General features: G+C 38.6%; 13 protein-coding genes. 10 read left to right on the plus strand and 3 right to left on the minus strand.

Annotation, left to right across the window (positions count from 1 at the left end):
• Nucleotides 1–60: 60 nt before the first annotated feature.
• Together V6R21_RS10180 and V6R21_RS10185 are read right to left on the minus strand one after the other, a co-directional pair.
• A complete protein-coding gene (locus V6R21_RS10180) occupies nt 61–2,340 on the minus strand; it encodes a TonB-dependent receptor (protein ID WP_334243353.1) in 2,280 nt (759 codons plus the stop codon).
• A 248-nt stretch (nt 2,341–2,588) separates the two neighbouring features.
• Nucleotides 2,589–2,996 carry a hypothetical protein gene (locus V6R21_RS10185; RefSeq protein ID WP_334243356.1) on the minus strand — a complete coding sequence of 136 codons (408 nt, stop codon included), beginning with the start codon at nt 2,994–2,996 and terminating at the stop codon, nt 2,589–2,591.
• A gap of 515 nt (nt 2,997–3,511) precedes the next feature.
• Here V6R21_RS10185 and V6R21_RS10190 point away from each other — a divergent pair.
• The 3 genes from V6R21_RS10190 (at nt 3,512) to V6R21_RS10200 (ending at nt 6,339) form a co-directional block, all read left to right on the plus strand.
• Nucleotides 3,512–3,796, plus strand: coding sequence for a hypothetical protein (locus tag V6R21_RS10190; RefSeq protein ID WP_334243358.1), 285 nt, complete (start codon nt 3,512–3,514; stop codon nt 3,794–3,796).
• Between the two features lie 191 nt (nt 3,797–3,987).
• Complete coding sequence (locus tag V6R21_RS10195; RefSeq protein ID WP_334243360.1) at nt 3,988–4,653, plus strand: hypothetical protein; 666 nt, start codon at nt 3,988–3,990, stop codon at nt 4,651–4,653.
• A gap of 594 nt (nt 4,654–5,247) precedes the next feature.
• Nucleotides 5,248–6,339 carry a serine hydrolase domain-containing protein gene (locus V6R21_RS10200; RefSeq protein ID WP_334243362.1) on the plus strand — a complete coding sequence of 364 codons (1,092 nt, stop codon included), beginning with the start codon at nt 5,248–5,250 and terminating at the stop codon, nt 6,337–6,339.
• A gap of 314 nt (nt 6,340–6,653) precedes the next feature.
• Here the strand turns inward: V6R21_RS10200 and V6R21_RS10205 are convergent, their stop codons facing one another.
• The gene (locus tag V6R21_RS10205; RefSeq protein WP_334243364.1) at nt 6,654–7,046 is read right to left on the minus strand and encodes a hypothetical protein; all 393 of its coding nucleotides are present in this window, start codon (nt 7,044–7,046) and stop codon (nt 6,654–6,656) included.
• An 89-nt stretch (nt 7,047–7,135) separates the two neighbouring features.
• Here V6R21_RS10205 and V6R21_RS10210 point away from each other — a divergent pair, with 89 nt between their 5' ends.
• The 7 genes from V6R21_RS10210 to V6R21_RS10240 all read left to right on the plus strand — a co-directional run bounded on the left by V6R21_RS10210 (nt 7,136) and on the right by V6R21_RS10240 (nt 15,100).
• Nucleotides 7,136–7,852 carry a tyrosine-type recombinase/integrase gene (locus V6R21_RS10210; protein ID WP_334243366.1) on the plus strand — a complete coding sequence of 239 codons (717 nt, stop codon included), beginning with the start codon at nt 7,136–7,138 and terminating at the stop codon, nt 7,850–7,852.
• Nucleotides 7,853–7,884: 32 nt separating this feature from the next.
• A complete protein-coding gene (locus tag V6R21_RS10215; protein ID WP_334243369.1) occupies nt 7,885–8,259 on the plus strand; it encodes a tyrosine-type recombinase/integrase in 375 nt (124 codons plus the stop codon).
• A gap of 99 nt (nt 8,260–8,358) precedes the next feature.
• Entirely contained in the window at nt 8,359–8,799 is a 441-nt protein-coding gene (locus V6R21_RS10220; protein WP_334243370.1) for a hypothetical protein, read from the plus strand.
• Nucleotides 8,800–8,935: 136 nt separating this feature from the next.
• Entirely contained in the window at nt 8,936–9,688 is a 753-nt protein-coding gene (locus V6R21_RS10225) for a hypothetical protein (RefSeq protein WP_334243371.1), read from the plus strand.
• Between the two features lie 169 nt (nt 9,689–9,857).
• Nucleotides 9,858–10,253, plus strand: a complete 396-nt coding sequence (locus V6R21_RS10230) for a hypothetical protein (RefSeq protein ID WP_334243373.1) — start codon at nt 9,858–9,860, stop codon at nt 10,251–10,253.
• A 111-nt stretch (nt 10,254–10,364) separates the two neighbouring features.
• Complete coding sequence (locus tag V6R21_RS10235; RefSeq protein ID WP_334243375.1) at nt 10,365–11,486, plus strand: DUF6985 domain-containing protein; 1,122 nt, start codon at nt 10,365–10,367, stop codon at nt 11,484–11,486.
• Nucleotides 11,487–11,803: 317 nt separating this feature from the next.
• A complete protein-coding gene (locus V6R21_RS10240) occupies nt 11,804–15,100 on the plus strand; it encodes a hypothetical protein (RefSeq protein ID WP_334243377.1) in 3,297 nt (1,098 codons plus the stop codon).
• Nucleotides 15,101–15,123 lie beyond the last annotated feature (23 nt).

Consider the following 15,123-nt stretch of genomic DNA (forward strand, 5'->3'; position numbering starts at 1 on the left):
TGTATCTGAATGCTGAAAGATTAAAAGCAGCCAAGACATGGAGCCTTGGCTACCTGTTAGCTAGAACTGGTATCCTATACCAAGCTGGAAAGTACGTGGCGCACCCACTGTGTAGGTTTGGCCCCATGCGCTTTTACTTGCTTTGGTCGAGTACATTTCATCCGTTAGGTTTATGGTATTGATCCATGTGTCAAACCTTTTGTAGGTGTATCCCAACCTCAGGTTGAAAACATCAAAACCATTATACATTTCAGTATTGGCCGCGTCCATATAATAGGCACCTACATGTTGCCATTCCAGTGAGGTTCGGAACCCTTTGAGGAAAACAGGCTTGTAACCCAGTTCCATGTTGGCGATAAATGAAGGGGCAGCATCCATCCTGTTGCCTGCAAAGTCCGTTTTTCCATCATTCATTTCCATAAACTTGTGAATGGCGTTGGTGCCACTTACCCTTAAGGATACCCCTTTGACAGGGTACATTCTCAATGTGTATTCAATTCCCCTGTGGAGGGTTTTTCCCGCATTTTGGTTAATGGAAGAACCATCTTCCTGTGAGACTGAGATAATCTCATCTGTACCGTCCATCTGATAGACACTCACTTCCAGATAGCCAAGATTGGCAGGCAATGAAGTCCAGCCGCCTGCCTCATAGTTGAAATAAACTGATGGGGCAAGTGATGGTACTTTTACACCTCTGTACAGTTCGGATACTTGTGGTGGCACAAATCCGATGCTGTAGTTGGCGTAGGCACCGAAGCCATTTCCGAAGTCATATGTCAAACCCAGCTTAGGCGTAAATGCCTGAAAACTGTTGACTGCATCCGGAGCACCAGAGAAGGCAGTGGCATCAAGCTGGTTGTTGTAATCATAGCGAAAGCTGTCATAACGCATGGCTGCCACTACCTGTAACCTTTCAGTCGGTTTTAGCTCCAGTTGGGCATAGATGGCAGCATTCAGCAGGTCTGTGTTATAACGGGTCAGCAGGGAATCCGAAGTGGCGTAGTTGATATAACGCCCTTGCTCATCACGGTCAATGGCAATGAACTCTGCCCAATTGCTGGAAGGGCTGTAATCGAGGCTAACTCCTGTACGGAGCGTCATGTTCATGGGTGCGAAAGACTGGTTATGCTGTACCAAAGCACCATAGCTTTGGAAGCTGCTTTCGTTGATTTCGCCAGTCGCGACAGCAGGATTGGTCCAGTTGTTTTTGACATAGTAACTCGGAATCTGTCCCATGGTGTTGTTACGGTAGAAAACCCGCCCAACCGTATGGCTTTTCTTATTCCAGTGGTGTGTCAGTTTCAGTTGCGTACGGAAAAGCTGAAGCTCACGCTGCGTGAAGGTGTGGAGGCTTTCAAACTTCTGTTCGAAAAAAGAGGCACTGTCTACGGAGCTACCCATATCGGAACGGTAATCCATCAGGGAAGTGGTAGACTCCAACTTGGTGTTTTCGTTGAACCTGTAATCCAGATTGACGGTGAAGGCTGCCTTGTGGAAGTCACTGTAATCCAGATAACCGTTTTTGCGCTGAGCATAATAGCCACCAATATTGACACCGAGCTTCTCAGTAATAGGAGTTCCAAAGCGGAAATCTGTACGGCGATAACCATAGTTGTCTCCTTGCAGACTGATTTTTCCACTGGTTTTGGCTGGCGTACGATAGGTGATAAAGTTGATTGCTCCACCTACTGCCTCACTTCCGTAAAGGGAAGATGCCGGACCCCGGATGATCTCAATATTTTGCACCATAGCCATGTTCATTTCCATCAGGGCATTGTGGTTGAAGATACCTGTAGGGCGTACCGGCAGTCCGTCTTCCAGATACAGGAATAGGCTTTTGTAGGAAATCGGTTGGCGAATACTCATGGTATGCTGTTCGTTCCCAAGGTCAACCATCAGTACCCCTGTAGCCTTGTTAAGCACCTGATCAAGTGAGGTGGCTTTTGTCTCTTCCAACAGTTTGGTAGAGAGCGTGGAGATGGCAATTGGGGTATCGGTTCGCAACTGCGCATCACGGCTGGCTGATACCACCACCTGATTTAGGATGGTATTGGTCGCGGTAAGGGTAATCAACATTGCCTCGGCAGCTGAAACGACTTTGGTTTGGTAACCGACAAATGATACTGACAGCAACTCAGAAGGGGATGCCGTAATGCTGAAATTCCCTTTTAGGTCTGTTACGGTACCCCTATTGGTATTGGAAACCCTCAAGGTTACGCCTGTAAGTGGTTCCTGTGTGTCGGCATCTGTCACTGTGCCACTGATGACTTGCTGTGCAGCAATCGGCTGAATGAATAGTGTATAAAAGAGTATTGCTATTAAAAATTGAATATGTTTCATTTTCCTGAATGAATTGAGACTAGGACATACCTTTTCCATTTGGACATAGGATATCCATGGCTGCTTTTGGAAGCAGGTCTCACTTGTGATAAAAACTTTTGGATGGATGTGCTACTGAATTATACAGCAGCGACGCAGACTGACAAAGCGTCAATACACAGAGACGTGCCTTATTGAGAATAAGGCATAAGGAGTTTGGGTACATGGGGTAAACCCCTGTACAAATCTGTCAGTTGCGAAAAGGTAATTCAGGAAAGTATTCGAGGAGGTTGCAGGATATCTGCAAAATAGCTGGAGCGGATTACTTCATCATAGGTGAAGTAGTCAGGCTTGGAGTAGGATGCAAAGGTGTCCGTGAAAGGCTCGTCCGTTAGCTGATAGTCAGGAAAGGCAAGGAAAACCACCATGGTGGATGTCTCCTGTTTCTTTTGCTGCTCTTCAGCTTGTTTTGCCTTATTCAACTGCTTTTTGAGGTAACACTTACCTGCGCAGGCTAGCTCTACTCTGTTGCGGTTGACACAAAGTACCTCTGCGATGTACTCCTTCCTGAGTTCATAATCCGCAAAAATGAGTGACATGGCAAAGGCATTCACCAGCATCAGCAGTGAAAGCAAGCCTATGGCAGCTCTTCTTACATGGATTTTCACGTCTTTCATTGAAGAAGGAGTTTGACAATAATTAAAAACGGGGCGAAGATAAGGGATTAGGTCTACAAGTCAAGCGGCAGTATCAGGAATTGTTTGGGACTTAATGGAGGTACTGAAGCAAGAACTTCAACTATCACTGAAGCTATAGCGTTGAAATTGGAGCTGCTGGCAGTAGGCGAATGGGGGCAGCAGCCCTGGTCGGTCACACCTGGTCGGTCACACCTGGTCGGTCACACCTGGTCGGTCACACCTGGTCGGTCACACCTGGTCGGTCACACCAAAGTGGATTTTGTGGGTAAGGTGGCTGCCGAAACCCGCCGGATGACAGCGGCTGGAAGGGTTGGCAGTGGGGGCATGTAAGGTTGGGAATGATATTCTACCGCTGGTGTAAGGTATGTCTTTATAACAGGCAATGGATTTGTGTATCTTTTGTATGGCGCTTAGCTGTAAGAGGCTAATGCCGTTAACCTAATTTTGATGCTTGGGATACATGCGTGGTATCTCAATATTAACAACGTACAGCCATGTCAGTTAACTTACAGAAAATCGATTTGCAGAATGTGATTACCACCTTGGGGATTATGTCTTTTTTGGTGACAATACAGGTACAGGTTTCTTCCAACCAGGCTACCAGTGCAACGCAGCAGGCGACGCTTTCGGAGGTGACGGAGAAGGTGAGTGTGCTGAAGGCGGAGATGGTGTCTCGGGAGGTGGTGGACTTGAAGCTTCAGAATATTGAGCAGAAGCAGGAAAGTACCATTTCGGAGATTAGGGAGCTGAAGGAGATGATAGAAAGGATGAGGAGGTAGCTAGTATATGGATTAGTTACTGCTTTAATGTCTGTGGGGGGCTTATGCCTTGTCAAATAAATACAGTAAAATGATTTATAACACTTAGTATCTGTTTACTCAATCTTGGGATAGTACTATCTTATGAGGGGTTGAGCTTGAACAAACGATAGCTGGGTTATTGTGTAAAATGTAGATAAGATACTTAAGTGATGGAATGTAAAATATGTAAAGAAGAAATTAAGCAAGGAGCAAAAAAATGTAATCATTGTGACTCATTTCAGGATTACAGAAGGTATGTAAATACTAGTACAACCTTTCTTTCCTTAATGGTAGCACTTGTAACTATTTTGTCATTTGGTATTCCGTATGTATTAAAAACATTAGAGAATCCAGATTCAGATATAAAAATGCATTTAATTGGTCATAATCCTCTAACTAATGAGATTGATATTTATTGTGTAAATGAAGGGGATCGCCCTGGTCTTGTACACGGAGCTAACTTTGAGTTTGATTGCGATGATAAAACTTACTTTATAACATTAAGAAGGGAGTTTGCCAAAGTTGATAACAAGGATATTGCAAAAAAAGAAAAGGAAAAAGAGCGAGACTTATATGAGCTTTATCCTTTTAAGACGGTGCTAATTAGATACCAACCATCAATACATACACCGCCATTAAACAAAAATAATTTAAAAGAGAAGTTCACCTATGAAGATCATAAAAAAAATAAGATAAAGAATATTTCATTGAATGTAATTACTACGAGTTTTAAAGGGGAAAGATTAAGTAAGGAAGTGATTAATGATTCTCAAAATATAGATTCTCTGTTATTTAGCGTATTAAAAGAATTACCAAAGCTTATTACAAAAAAGTGAAATGTTTAAATATACTTCTTGTGTTAACCGTAGAAGCTATGCAGAAAACCTTACGTTTGGTGAGGAAGTGGCAAATAATGAGAAAGAATTGTAACTGAAAGGGGATTATTTAGAGGAAACAATAGTGATATACCACTGAGCCAGACCTAATAGGTTTGGCTTTTTTTGTGACCAATTGTGCCTAAATGTCTGAACCTTGATCTTAAAGATCTAAAGGATTTGGAGGATGAGGGTGTGTATTGAGCAGAAGCAGGAAAGTACCATTTCTGAGATTAGGGAGCTGAAGGAGATGATAGAAAGGATGAGGAGGTAGTGGTTTTGGGTTGGAATATGGTTATTGAACACTAAGGGGGTAGTTATATTCTAATATTGTCTGTGAGCGTGTTAGATTCACCCCACCCTTCTATTATAAAATGACAGAAATTAACCGAACTTAGTGAGTAAAACAAAAATAAAAGAAGTTTCTACACGCCTCAACCGAGTTACTTGAAACGGAAACATAAAACCGATACTTTAGTAGATATTTAAAAGGCTAGAGGCATATGCCATATTTGGTCGTTACATAACATAATAAACAAACACACATCACAATTAATGAAAAAACGAATTTCACTATTATTATTTCTTGTAGGTTTAGTTCAATTATCAAGCGCCCAACAAACGAACAAATCGATTTTTGATAAGACAGATGCCTACATAGAAGAGACGATTGACAGCTTGCAAATCGTTGGTCTGAACTACGCAATCCTTATCAACAATGAAATTGTTCACACGAAATCCTTCGGTTTGGCAAACGCTCAGCTGAAAGTTCCAATGACAATTGACAATTCTTTTCCAGTTGCCTCAATTTCTAAATTATTTAGTTCAATTGCACTTCACAAATTATTGAGTGCAAACAATAGGGATGTTAATGAAACAGTAGCTGATTTTCTGCCTGATAGAAAAGACTTGCCAGAATCCTGGCGAAAAGCTACCCTTAAACAATTATTGTCACATACTTCAGGCATTCCAGACCAAATTGATTACCAAATTTTTTTAGCACCAGAAAGTGAAAAAGCTGTTATAGATGCTTTAAAGGACAAACCATTTAGTTCTGAACCAGGAACTGAATCGAAATACAATGCCACAGGATTTTTAATAGTTCGCGCGATCATAGAAAAGTTAGCCAACCAAGACTTTGTATCACTGATGCAAGAAGAATATTTTGACAAATATGAGTTAGGTTCGGCTAAATACGGTGGATTTAAAAAAGTCATTCCCAATAGGGTTACCTGCTACCAAAATATCAATGACAATTTAGAAATGTTCCCTTTAAACTATTCACCTCCTATGTTTGCAGGTGCAGGCTTGAATATCTCTATAATCGATTTAGCAAAATGGTTTCAGGTACTTCAAGATGAACAAATATTAAAAAAAGAACAGCTCGAAAAAATTTGGACACCAATCAAACTAAACGATGAAAGGGATGGAAGTTTTGGGTTAGGCTGGGAGTCATATATCCTTCAAGGTGGATATAGAATGGTTGGTCATGGCGGTGCAGGAATTTCATCCTTTAGGCATTATTGGAATCAACAAAATAATCAAAATATTACAGTGGTTTTATTGACTAATGGAGCCTATGACTGGAAGATAAGACCTAATCAAATAAACTCAGCAATTGTAAGCTTAATACTTGAAAATCAATAAACTATAGATTTAAATCATTCGGGAATCCCTGCGTTTTGGTGTAGAGGAGGTAAGGCATTACAGCCACAAGGAAGTTATAAAGCTTTGATAAGCCAGACCCTGATGGGTTTGGCTTTTTTTGTGACCAATTGTGCCTAAATGTCTGAACCTTGATCTTAAAGATTTAAAGGATTGGGAGGATGAGGGAGAGTGTTGAGCAAAAGCAGGAAAGTACCATTTCGGAAATTAGGGAGCTGAAGGAGATGATAGAAAGGATGAGGAGGTAGTGTATAGGCTAATGCCTTCTTTAAGGCATATAGGTAGGTTTCTCTTTTTTAGCTGTTACCGGCTTTCATATACGCTTGCCACTGTACCAGTACGTATTTATTTCGGTCATGTTCGGTGATTTTCAGAAAGCCATACTCAAAAACAAAGAGGTACACCTCCCCTTTTGCATTTTTCCAGTAATGGGTAAAGAAATTAGGGTCAAACCCTTTAGCCAATAGCGCCTCACAACGTACTGTTGCCTTTCCTGCCTTGTTGTATTCTTTCAGGATCCTTCGGTTCTGTCTTAACTGCTGACTTACCTGATGGTAGAAATCGGGGGCATCTTCCTTTGTTTTCTGATAGTGATAGACACTTTTGCAGTAATTGTCGCAGAATTTCTTGCCAGCTCTGCCTGTAAGCGATTTACCACAGGATAGGCAATGTTTTTCGATGTGATCCATAAATGGTTTTAGAATGCTAACCGTTGATTATACGTATATTAAACGTTTAATCAACGGTTAGCCTATTATGGTTTTGTATCTTATCAGGTATGAAAACACGCCAAATTACGCTCAAGCATCTGCTGATAGCGGGCAGAAAGTATATCGGGTTGCAGTTCTACCCGGACAAGGTGGTACAGGCACTTGTCAAGGAGCTGCCCAGTCCGAGGTGGAGCGAGCAGTACCGGATGGTATTTATTCCCAACACCAAGGAAAATGTGCAACTGATATTTCGGAGGTTTAAGGGAGTGGCTTGGGTGAATGGGCAGTATTTTTTCCGTACAGGAGGAGCCAAAAAGGGAAATCCGTTTCCTGATATGGAGGCATACCGGCATCGCAAGCTCAGCGAAGGATACCGTCCATGTCCTGAATCCTATCTGGAAAAACTTGAGTTGAAGCGGTATGCCATGAACACGGTCAGGACCTATGTAGGCTGTTTTGAGGCATTTATCAACCATTTTAAGGACAGGGAACTGCTAGAGATCAATGAACTGGAAATCAGGACTTATCTCCAGCAGCTGATTCGTGAAGGGAAATCCGACTCAACTGTCAATCAGGCACTCAATAGCATTAAGTTCTACTATGAAGTTGTGGAGGGTATGCCCAACCGATTTTACGAAATCGAACGGCCACACAAGAAAGAGCGACTGCCGGAGGTATTAAGCCAAGAGCAGGTACTGTCCATGATCAGGAAAACAAGGAACCTGAAGCACCGCTACATCATTAGCCTGCTTTACTCGGCAGGATTAAGAAGGGGGAGCTGCTGAACCTTGAACCACGTGATATAGAAAGTGATCGGATGCTGATCAGGGTAAGGGAAGGCAAGGGAGGAAAAGACCGTTACACCATTCTTTCGGAAAAGCTATTATTGGAACTGAGAGCCTATTATAAAGAACACAGACCCAAAAAGTACTTGTTTGAGGGTGAGCAGGGAGGACAGTACAGTACCACAAGTGTCGCCAGGATTGTCAGCCGAGCTGCCAAGTGGGCAGGAATCCAAAAAAGAGTGACGCCCCATATGCTTCGCCACTCATTTGCCACACATCTATTGGAAAATGGGACAGACCTACGATACATTCAGGCGCTGCTGGGACATAACTCAAGCCAAACAACAGAAATTTATACGCATGTGGCAACAAAAAATTTGAACAAAATCAAGAATCCGCTAGATTAAAGGAGTTTTTGACACAGTGCGTATATCAACCATGGTGCTTTTACCCCCTGATTTTACGGAATATATACCACTGTGCACTATATACAATTGTTATGGCCAATGAAAAACAAACCGTACAGCTTAGATCAAGGAATTCTAATTGAAAATAAAGGGGTGATTATTCCTTGGCAAACAAGGTTTAAAAAAATTGACAATTTTGGACAACCAGATATAATTAATTCAGAACAACGATCTGACGCAGTATGGAAGGAAGTTCAAATTTTTAATGGCATTTCAGTAGACTTAGTAGCAATTTTTTGGCACTCGATTTTTGGACGAAATAAGTTAAACAGCGTGCATGCCTATTTTGATGAATGCACCTTCGAAACGTTTAAAGATCACTTTGCCAAAAAATATAACCAAGAAGGAAAATTGAGGAATAAGAATAGACTAGAATATTATTATTTCTGGAAAAGAGATCAGTGCAAAATTGTTCTAGGTAAAGGAGATCGGTTTGGTACATATTACTATCTGAGAATTAAGAAATGTAAGTGGCCATAACAACACCTACACCCCATCCGGCAACTACGCATCAAAAAACGAAACTTGTTTTAAGAACTAAACCTTAACTTCGAAAAATAGACACAGGTAAAACGCCGCACGGTGTGTAGCCTGAACCGTTAGCACCAATTAAAAAATGACAGACAAGAGAAAATTAGACGAGGGACAAATTTGGACTATGGTTATGACAGTCTTACCTGTTGTAATGTTGATGAATGCAGGAAATGAACTGACAGATGATAGTGGAATACGAGTATTATATGCGGGAGTTTTTGGTGGTATCGGTGGATTAATTGGATTTACAATAAACTACTTGACAAAAGATAAAAGCAGACTCATTAAAATCTTAGCATCTCTATCAATTTTAATAATCTGCGGATTGACAATATACATTCTATCATCTAAACCGACTGACAAAGAGATTTTAAATCAAGAATGGGAAACGCAAAAAATTGGAAAAATAGAATTCGATTACCCTACCAAATTAAAATTACAATCAAGCGAAATTCCTGAATCTGTAAATTGGTTTTACAGTGAATTGAAACTATACTCTGATGGAGGAAATGATAGAGTAGCTTCGTTTTTAAAGACAAAAATCTTAGTTGACACTCTATCAATTGAAAATGCTTATTCATACCAATTGGAAGGAATGCTGAAAAAAATGCAAGTAGACATTGAAAATGTGGAGTTGGAAGTATTTTTAGCTGATGAAGAAGAAATATCTTCTATGTTCTCGTATGACCTCAATGGAAAACAAGTGAATGGATACGGTTTCATGTACATGTATGAAAACTCCTTAGAGTCGATTTGGCTAATGCCTATTATTCAAGGTTTTTCAAAAGACTTTATCGAAGAATTTGAAGCTGGGATAATATCAGAATATGAATAAAAAAACTGGTGCTAACAAAAACTATAAGCAAGCGGGGCGACAGAGAAAAATGAAACATTAAAGCTATTAACTAACTTTAGGCTCGGCCGACAGGAAAGTGCTTCTAAAGCCTACCTGCTTATAGTAAAACCGTTGGCGGTAATACGCTGGGACAAATGGAGCGAAAGATATGAGAATCATTTTATTCTATTTAGGTCAAGCATTGTTGGGACTTGCGTTCTATGAGTTGGCGTACATGGCAACTTTGAGGTTAGACTTTTTTGAATGGGGAAACTCACAGAATGATGGACTTTATCTCCTGTTCGTTCCAATGGTTCTATTGCCGATTATTTTGGTCGCGTCAATTGTAAAGTACTTCGTGACTAAAAAAATGAATGTGGAAAACATTTATAAATGGAGCTTTCTTGTCACAATTGGTTCGATAGTAATCTCCACGTTTCTGGCGGTGATTGACGCACTTTGGCTGACACTGGTAATCTCACTTCTGACGATATTAACTATTATCATTGAAACAATTATCCTCTCTCGACAACTCTTGACAAAAGGACTTAAGGTTAAGACTTAATGGACGTGTACTACCGCCAACAAAATGTATAATCCATGGCGCTGATAAAGAGGACATTTTTTTATTTTTGCTCAACGCTACGGATTATACATAAACGTTAGCGATAATAATATGAAATTTGAATTTAACGGTGAATGGAACTTTTCCATTGAACTCCCACTCCTTGGTCAGACATTAACTTTTGAAAAAAGAACGGTTTCAAATGACATTCCTGTTACAATAAATGATTCTCATGATTTAGAGCCAGACCCTGAACAAGAGAAAATAAATGCCATTGAATTCATCATTGAAAACGAAGTACAGCTCTTGGAGGAGTTTCATAATCAAATTAAAGATGAAATTTTCCCTCTTCATAAAACTTATATTGACGACGAAGAGATTTTTTTTCCAAAATTCAACTCTGCAAACGAATTAGGTAAAGTTTTAGGTTTAAATCAGATTACAATACTAGGCTTTGAAAAAGATAACTATGCCTATACTCAATTCGACTTCAACTTTAGTGCTGATCCAGAACATGGAATTTCTTTCATTCTTCACAAAAACCGTTTAGTTGAGCATGAAGAGATTGGTTCAGTTGGATACGATAATGTCTATAAAGAACTAGGGATTAATCCCAATGAACATCACGAAGGGTGGCATCAACAATACCTAAACCGTGAAATAAAACTTCATGAACCTTTAGCGAAATATGGAAAACTTAAACCTTGGCAAGCTGAAATCAATTCGGAATTTATTAGTTCACTAATAAAGGATAAAAATAATGAACGTTTTATTGAGCTGATTGAATCAAATAAAATTGACTTAAGCCTGATTCAGTATGACAAGAACCTATTAGAAATAGCAGTTGTTTATAAAAACCTTCCGATAGTCAAATACTTGGTTGAACACAATCTGCCGTTTAGAAATTCGATCTCTTATTGTCGATCAAATGACATACAATTCTTAAAACAACTTGTAGATCTTGGTTTAGACATTAATCAACCTGCTATCTACGATCGATCTCTTGCAATGCATGAGATTTATGAAATTATGCAAGGACATTTTCATAAGCGTGAAAACATTGACGAAATAATAGAACAAAGAGTTTCTACTTTAAAGGAGTTACTTCAACTAGGAGCTTCTTTGGACAATTGTGATTCAGATAAATCAAATTACATTGAGTGTCTTGAAAAACAATATGCTAAACACTTCATCGAGAAAACTGGTATTATTGAACTTATAGAAGCTATTTAAAACATCGCTAACAAGGGCTATGACACCATGTCGTGTCAGTGGGTCACGATAGGTTTGTGGTCACTTACTTAGTCCGCGAATTCTTCGAATTCGCCTAGTGTAAAAAAAGAAAATACTATGCGAATTAAAAGAATTCGCTACTTAGATAAACGAAACGAAATACGAACTGAAACACGCCACGGTGCATAGCCATAGCGTTGTATGCCATGCTGAAAAAAGGCCAACCGCACAAATAGCACATTTGGTTTTTGCCGACACACAAGCAAACGCTGAAAACCAAAAGAGCTATTTCTTGCCGGCACTAATCATATATTGTAATGACCGAAAGACAAATAGAAATACACAAAGGGCTAAAAGCTATTGGACCTGAGATAGCACAATTTTACTTAGACGGAATACAATTAATTGACTCTAGTTTAGGAACTAAATCTAATCTATTAGCTCATATTCTCAGAGAGATTGATGGTGGTTTACGAGATGTATTTGAGCAAAAACATTTAAAGAAAGAGTTTCAGAAAAAATTAAAAAATGAAGACCTTGTAAAGGTATTTGACCAATTTAAGGAAGACTACAAGAATTTTGATTACTTAGGTGACATCACTTTCGAAGACTTTAAAGAAGCTAAAGGACACATTTCTTCAATTCTGGTATCCTTTGGTTTCAGTTTTGACCACCCTCTATCAGCTCAATATATTAAAGTTGTGCGATGGCTAGCGAAATACGCGCATAGGAGTGGTTCTTATAACGAGCCTAGAAATCCTAAAGATATTATTAATCTATGGTATGAATTTGAGGATGTTTTATCAAAATTGATCGGAAACTACTATGCACTAGCTGATAGAATAGACTCAATTTTATCACTTGAAGAGCCAACATCAGAAGTACTCAAGACGTTACCAAATCTGTTAAATACAGAATCTAGATTCATCTATTTTTTCAATGGCCTTAAATCACCTAAGTGGCTAATCCCTTTAGAAAATGAAAAATATTTTGATGGCTCAAAAAATCCTGAGCCTGTCGAATCCGAAGATAATCCTGGCTTCTATTCAATGCCCTATTGGGGTGTGCTAACTTACCTTGAGGAGATTGCAAATCAAAATTTAAATACTCCCGAAAAAGAAACTACAGAATCCCTTATTAGAATAATTGATAGCATTTGCCTTTACAGAAACTCAGAAGATCAAAGAATAGAAAACTACCGAACAGACTATACGGTACTAAAGCTTATTTGTACGCTCCCAAAAGAATATATTGATGATAGGCACTTTGAGTTTATCAAAGTTGGTTTATTAAGTAAATGGGATGGGTTAATAGGCCATAGTTACAATGAGTTTCTGGAGAGACTGATTTCTATAGGTAGAAATGACTTGTTGTTAAAGGGGGTAGAATTACTGTTAACCCATAAAATTGTCGAAGGAACTTTTGAAAAAGTTCATTCAATATTCAGAAGTTATGAACTTCAAAGGATTCTATCTGATTTCAAAGAAAGATTAATTTCCATACTCGGGTTTGATTTATTAGACCTAGGCCTACAAAAAATAATTGAAGTCATTGAGCTTGACAAAACTGCCTTTAATAACATTTCTATTCCCGCAATTGAGAACCACGAACAAACATCATTTCCTGATAAGTACGATTGTCAATTAGTCTACCTTGTTCGAGATACACTTGAGAAACTAGATTCAAAAGATCTAATTGAAACTTTAAAGGAATTTCTTGCCAAAGAACACCCAGTCTTTAAAAGGATCGCAATTCATACAATTCGTGTTAGATATTCCGAGTTTAAAGTTCTTTTCTGGGATTTAAAAGAAAACCCCTTAAGCTTACCACTCACCAAACATGAGGTTTATGAATTACTCAAGGAGCATTCAACAGAATTCACTGCTGATGAAATTACTCAAATAATCGATTGGATTAATTCTAAAGAATATTATATCCCTGAAGAGTTTGAAGATGATAAAGACAAGGTTGAAAGGTCCATTGCTTATCGAAAAAAGGAATGGCTGACTTCACTTATGCCAAGTGAATCAGAAATTGTGTCTGAAATGATAAAAGAGTTAGACAAAATAAATGATGCGGATGTTGACCATCCAGGATTTGATTCTTGGCACTCTAGCCTTTCTGGATCTGTTTCCCCACTAACAATGGAAGATATACTGAAACAGAGCATAGAGGATACAGTCACATTTTATCATGAATTTAATAAACAAGATCATGATTTCATGGGTCCATCAGTAGATGGATTAATTGACATGCTGACACTGACAGTCCGCAAAAATCCTAGAAAGTATATTGTGGATTGCAAACCACTTATTGAAGCTCCCTCGCAGATAATTTACGCATGGATAAGAGGATTGGGAGAAAGCTGGAGAGATGAAAAGGAGAAATTTGACAGTACAGAAGCATTTGAGACCATACTCCATATTATCCAAAAGAAAGAGTTTTGGGAATCACATAATTCTGATGATAATTATAGTCGTTGGTTTATTTCAAGCTTACTTAGCTTTATTGAGGATGGTTTAAGAGATGACAATCATGCTTTTGATGCAGACCTGCTTCCAATAATAAAAGAAATTCTATTCACAATTCTTGAAAATGATGCCCACCCAGTTTTTGACTACTCAGATTTGTCCATGACAGTACTGAATAATTCAAAGGGAAAAATCTACATGACCCTTTTTCAGTATTCTCTAAGATTGGCTCGCTTGGAAGCAAAAGACAATGACCGTTGGGAAAGTGACATCAAAAAGTTAATTACTCAAAAAATAGAATTGAATGACGAGGATCCTTTACTTTTTTATGTGATCGGGCAGTTTTTACCAAATATCCACTTCCTTGACGAAAATTGGATGTTTGAAAATTTCCATAAGCTCTTCCCAATCGAGAACGAAACCAATTGGTCATCAGCTATGAGTGGTTATTTTTTCCATCATAGACGGCCAAATAGAGTTTACTTTAGATTTTTTCTAGAAGGCTCACATCTTTTAAAAGCCATATCAAATGACATTGTAAAAGGTGAATCAAAAAACAGCTTGATTCAACAAATTTGTACAGCTTACTTATATGACTTTGAATCAATTGATATTGATAAAGAAGTGATTCAAGCATTGATTAATTCTAAAAATGAAAGTGTTCTATCAAGTTTAATATTCTTCTTTTGGAGTCCTAGATTCCCATTTGAGAAAAAGGTCATTCACAAAATCAAACCATTTTGGGTTGAGCTTTTTAACAATGCGATTAAAATGGAGGATGAAAAAGTAGATTCTTATATACTCTCCGGTTGTTGCAAATGGCTATATAGTGTCGAACAAATAGATGAGGAAGTATTTGAAATTTTGTCTAAATCTGTTGCTTATCTAAATCAACGTGATCGATATTCAGTTATAGAATCTCTATCAAAGCATATTAACAATTACCCCGAAAAAGTTGGGTTAATTTTAATCGAGTTATTCAAGAAAGAGGTGAGTTATGATATTTCAAGAGGAAAGCTTCATGAAATGGTAGAGAATCTTTATGATAAAGGGCATAAAGAAATTGGTGATAAAATTTGTCTTCTACATGGTGAAAATGGCTTTCACTTTTTAAGAAGTTTATACATTAAATACAATACATGATTACTGAAATAGCAGTCATACAC

The sequence above is a fragment of the Limibacter armeniacum genome, from assembly GCF_036880985.1.
GTDB lineage: Bacteria > Bacteroidota > Bacteroidia > Cytophagales > Flammeovirgaceae > Limibacter > Limibacter armeniacum.

Bases quoted from the DNA above. Each gene is read 5' to 3' on its own strand.
- V6R21_RS10180 (WP_334243353.1), bottom strand. From the start codon at position 2,340: ATGAAACATATTCAATTTTTAATAGCAATACTCTTTTATACACTATTC.
- V6R21_RS10185 (WP_334243356.1), bottom strand. From the start codon at position 2,996: ATGAAAGACGTGAAAATCCATGTAAGAAGAGCTGCCATAGGCTTGCTT.
- V6R21_RS10190 (WP_334243358.1), top strand. From the start codon at position 3,512: ATGTCAGTTAACTTACAGAAAATCGATTTGCAGAATGTGATTACCACC.
- V6R21_RS10195 (WP_334243360.1), top strand. From the start codon at position 3,988: ATGGAATGTAAAATATGTAAAGAAGAAATTAAGCAAGGAGCAAAAAAA.
- V6R21_RS10200 (WP_334243362.1), top strand. From the start codon at position 5,248: ATGAAAAAACGAATTTCACTATTATTATTTCTTGTAGGTTTAGTTCAA.
- V6R21_RS10205 (WP_334243364.1), bottom strand. From the start codon at position 7,046: ATGGATCACATCGAAAAACATTGCCTATCCTGTGGTAAATCGCTTACA.
- V6R21_RS10210 (WP_334243366.1), top strand. From the start codon at position 7,136: ATGAAAACACGCCAAATTACGCTCAAGCATCTGCTGATAGCGGGCAGA.
- V6R21_RS10215 (WP_334243369.1), top strand. From the start codon at position 7,885: ATGCTGATCAGGGTAAGGGAAGGCAAGGGAGGAAAAGACCGTTACACC.
- V6R21_RS10220 (WP_334243370.1), top strand. From the start codon at position 8,359: ATGAAAAACAAACCGTACAGCTTAGATCAAGGAATTCTAATTGAAAAT.
- V6R21_RS10225 (WP_334243371.1), top strand. From the start codon at position 8,936: ATGACAGACAAGAGAAAATTAGACGAGGGACAAATTTGGACTATGGTT.
- V6R21_RS10230 (WP_334243373.1), top strand. From the start codon at position 9,858: ATGAGAATCATTTTATTCTATTTAGGTCAAGCATTGTTGGGACTTGCG.
- V6R21_RS10235 (WP_334243375.1), top strand. From the start codon at position 10,365: ATGAAATTTGAATTTAACGGTGAATGGAACTTTTCCATTGAACTCCCA.
- V6R21_RS10240 (WP_334243377.1), top strand. From the start codon at position 11,804: ATGACCGAAAGACAAATAGAAATACACAAAGGGCTAAAAGCTATTGGA.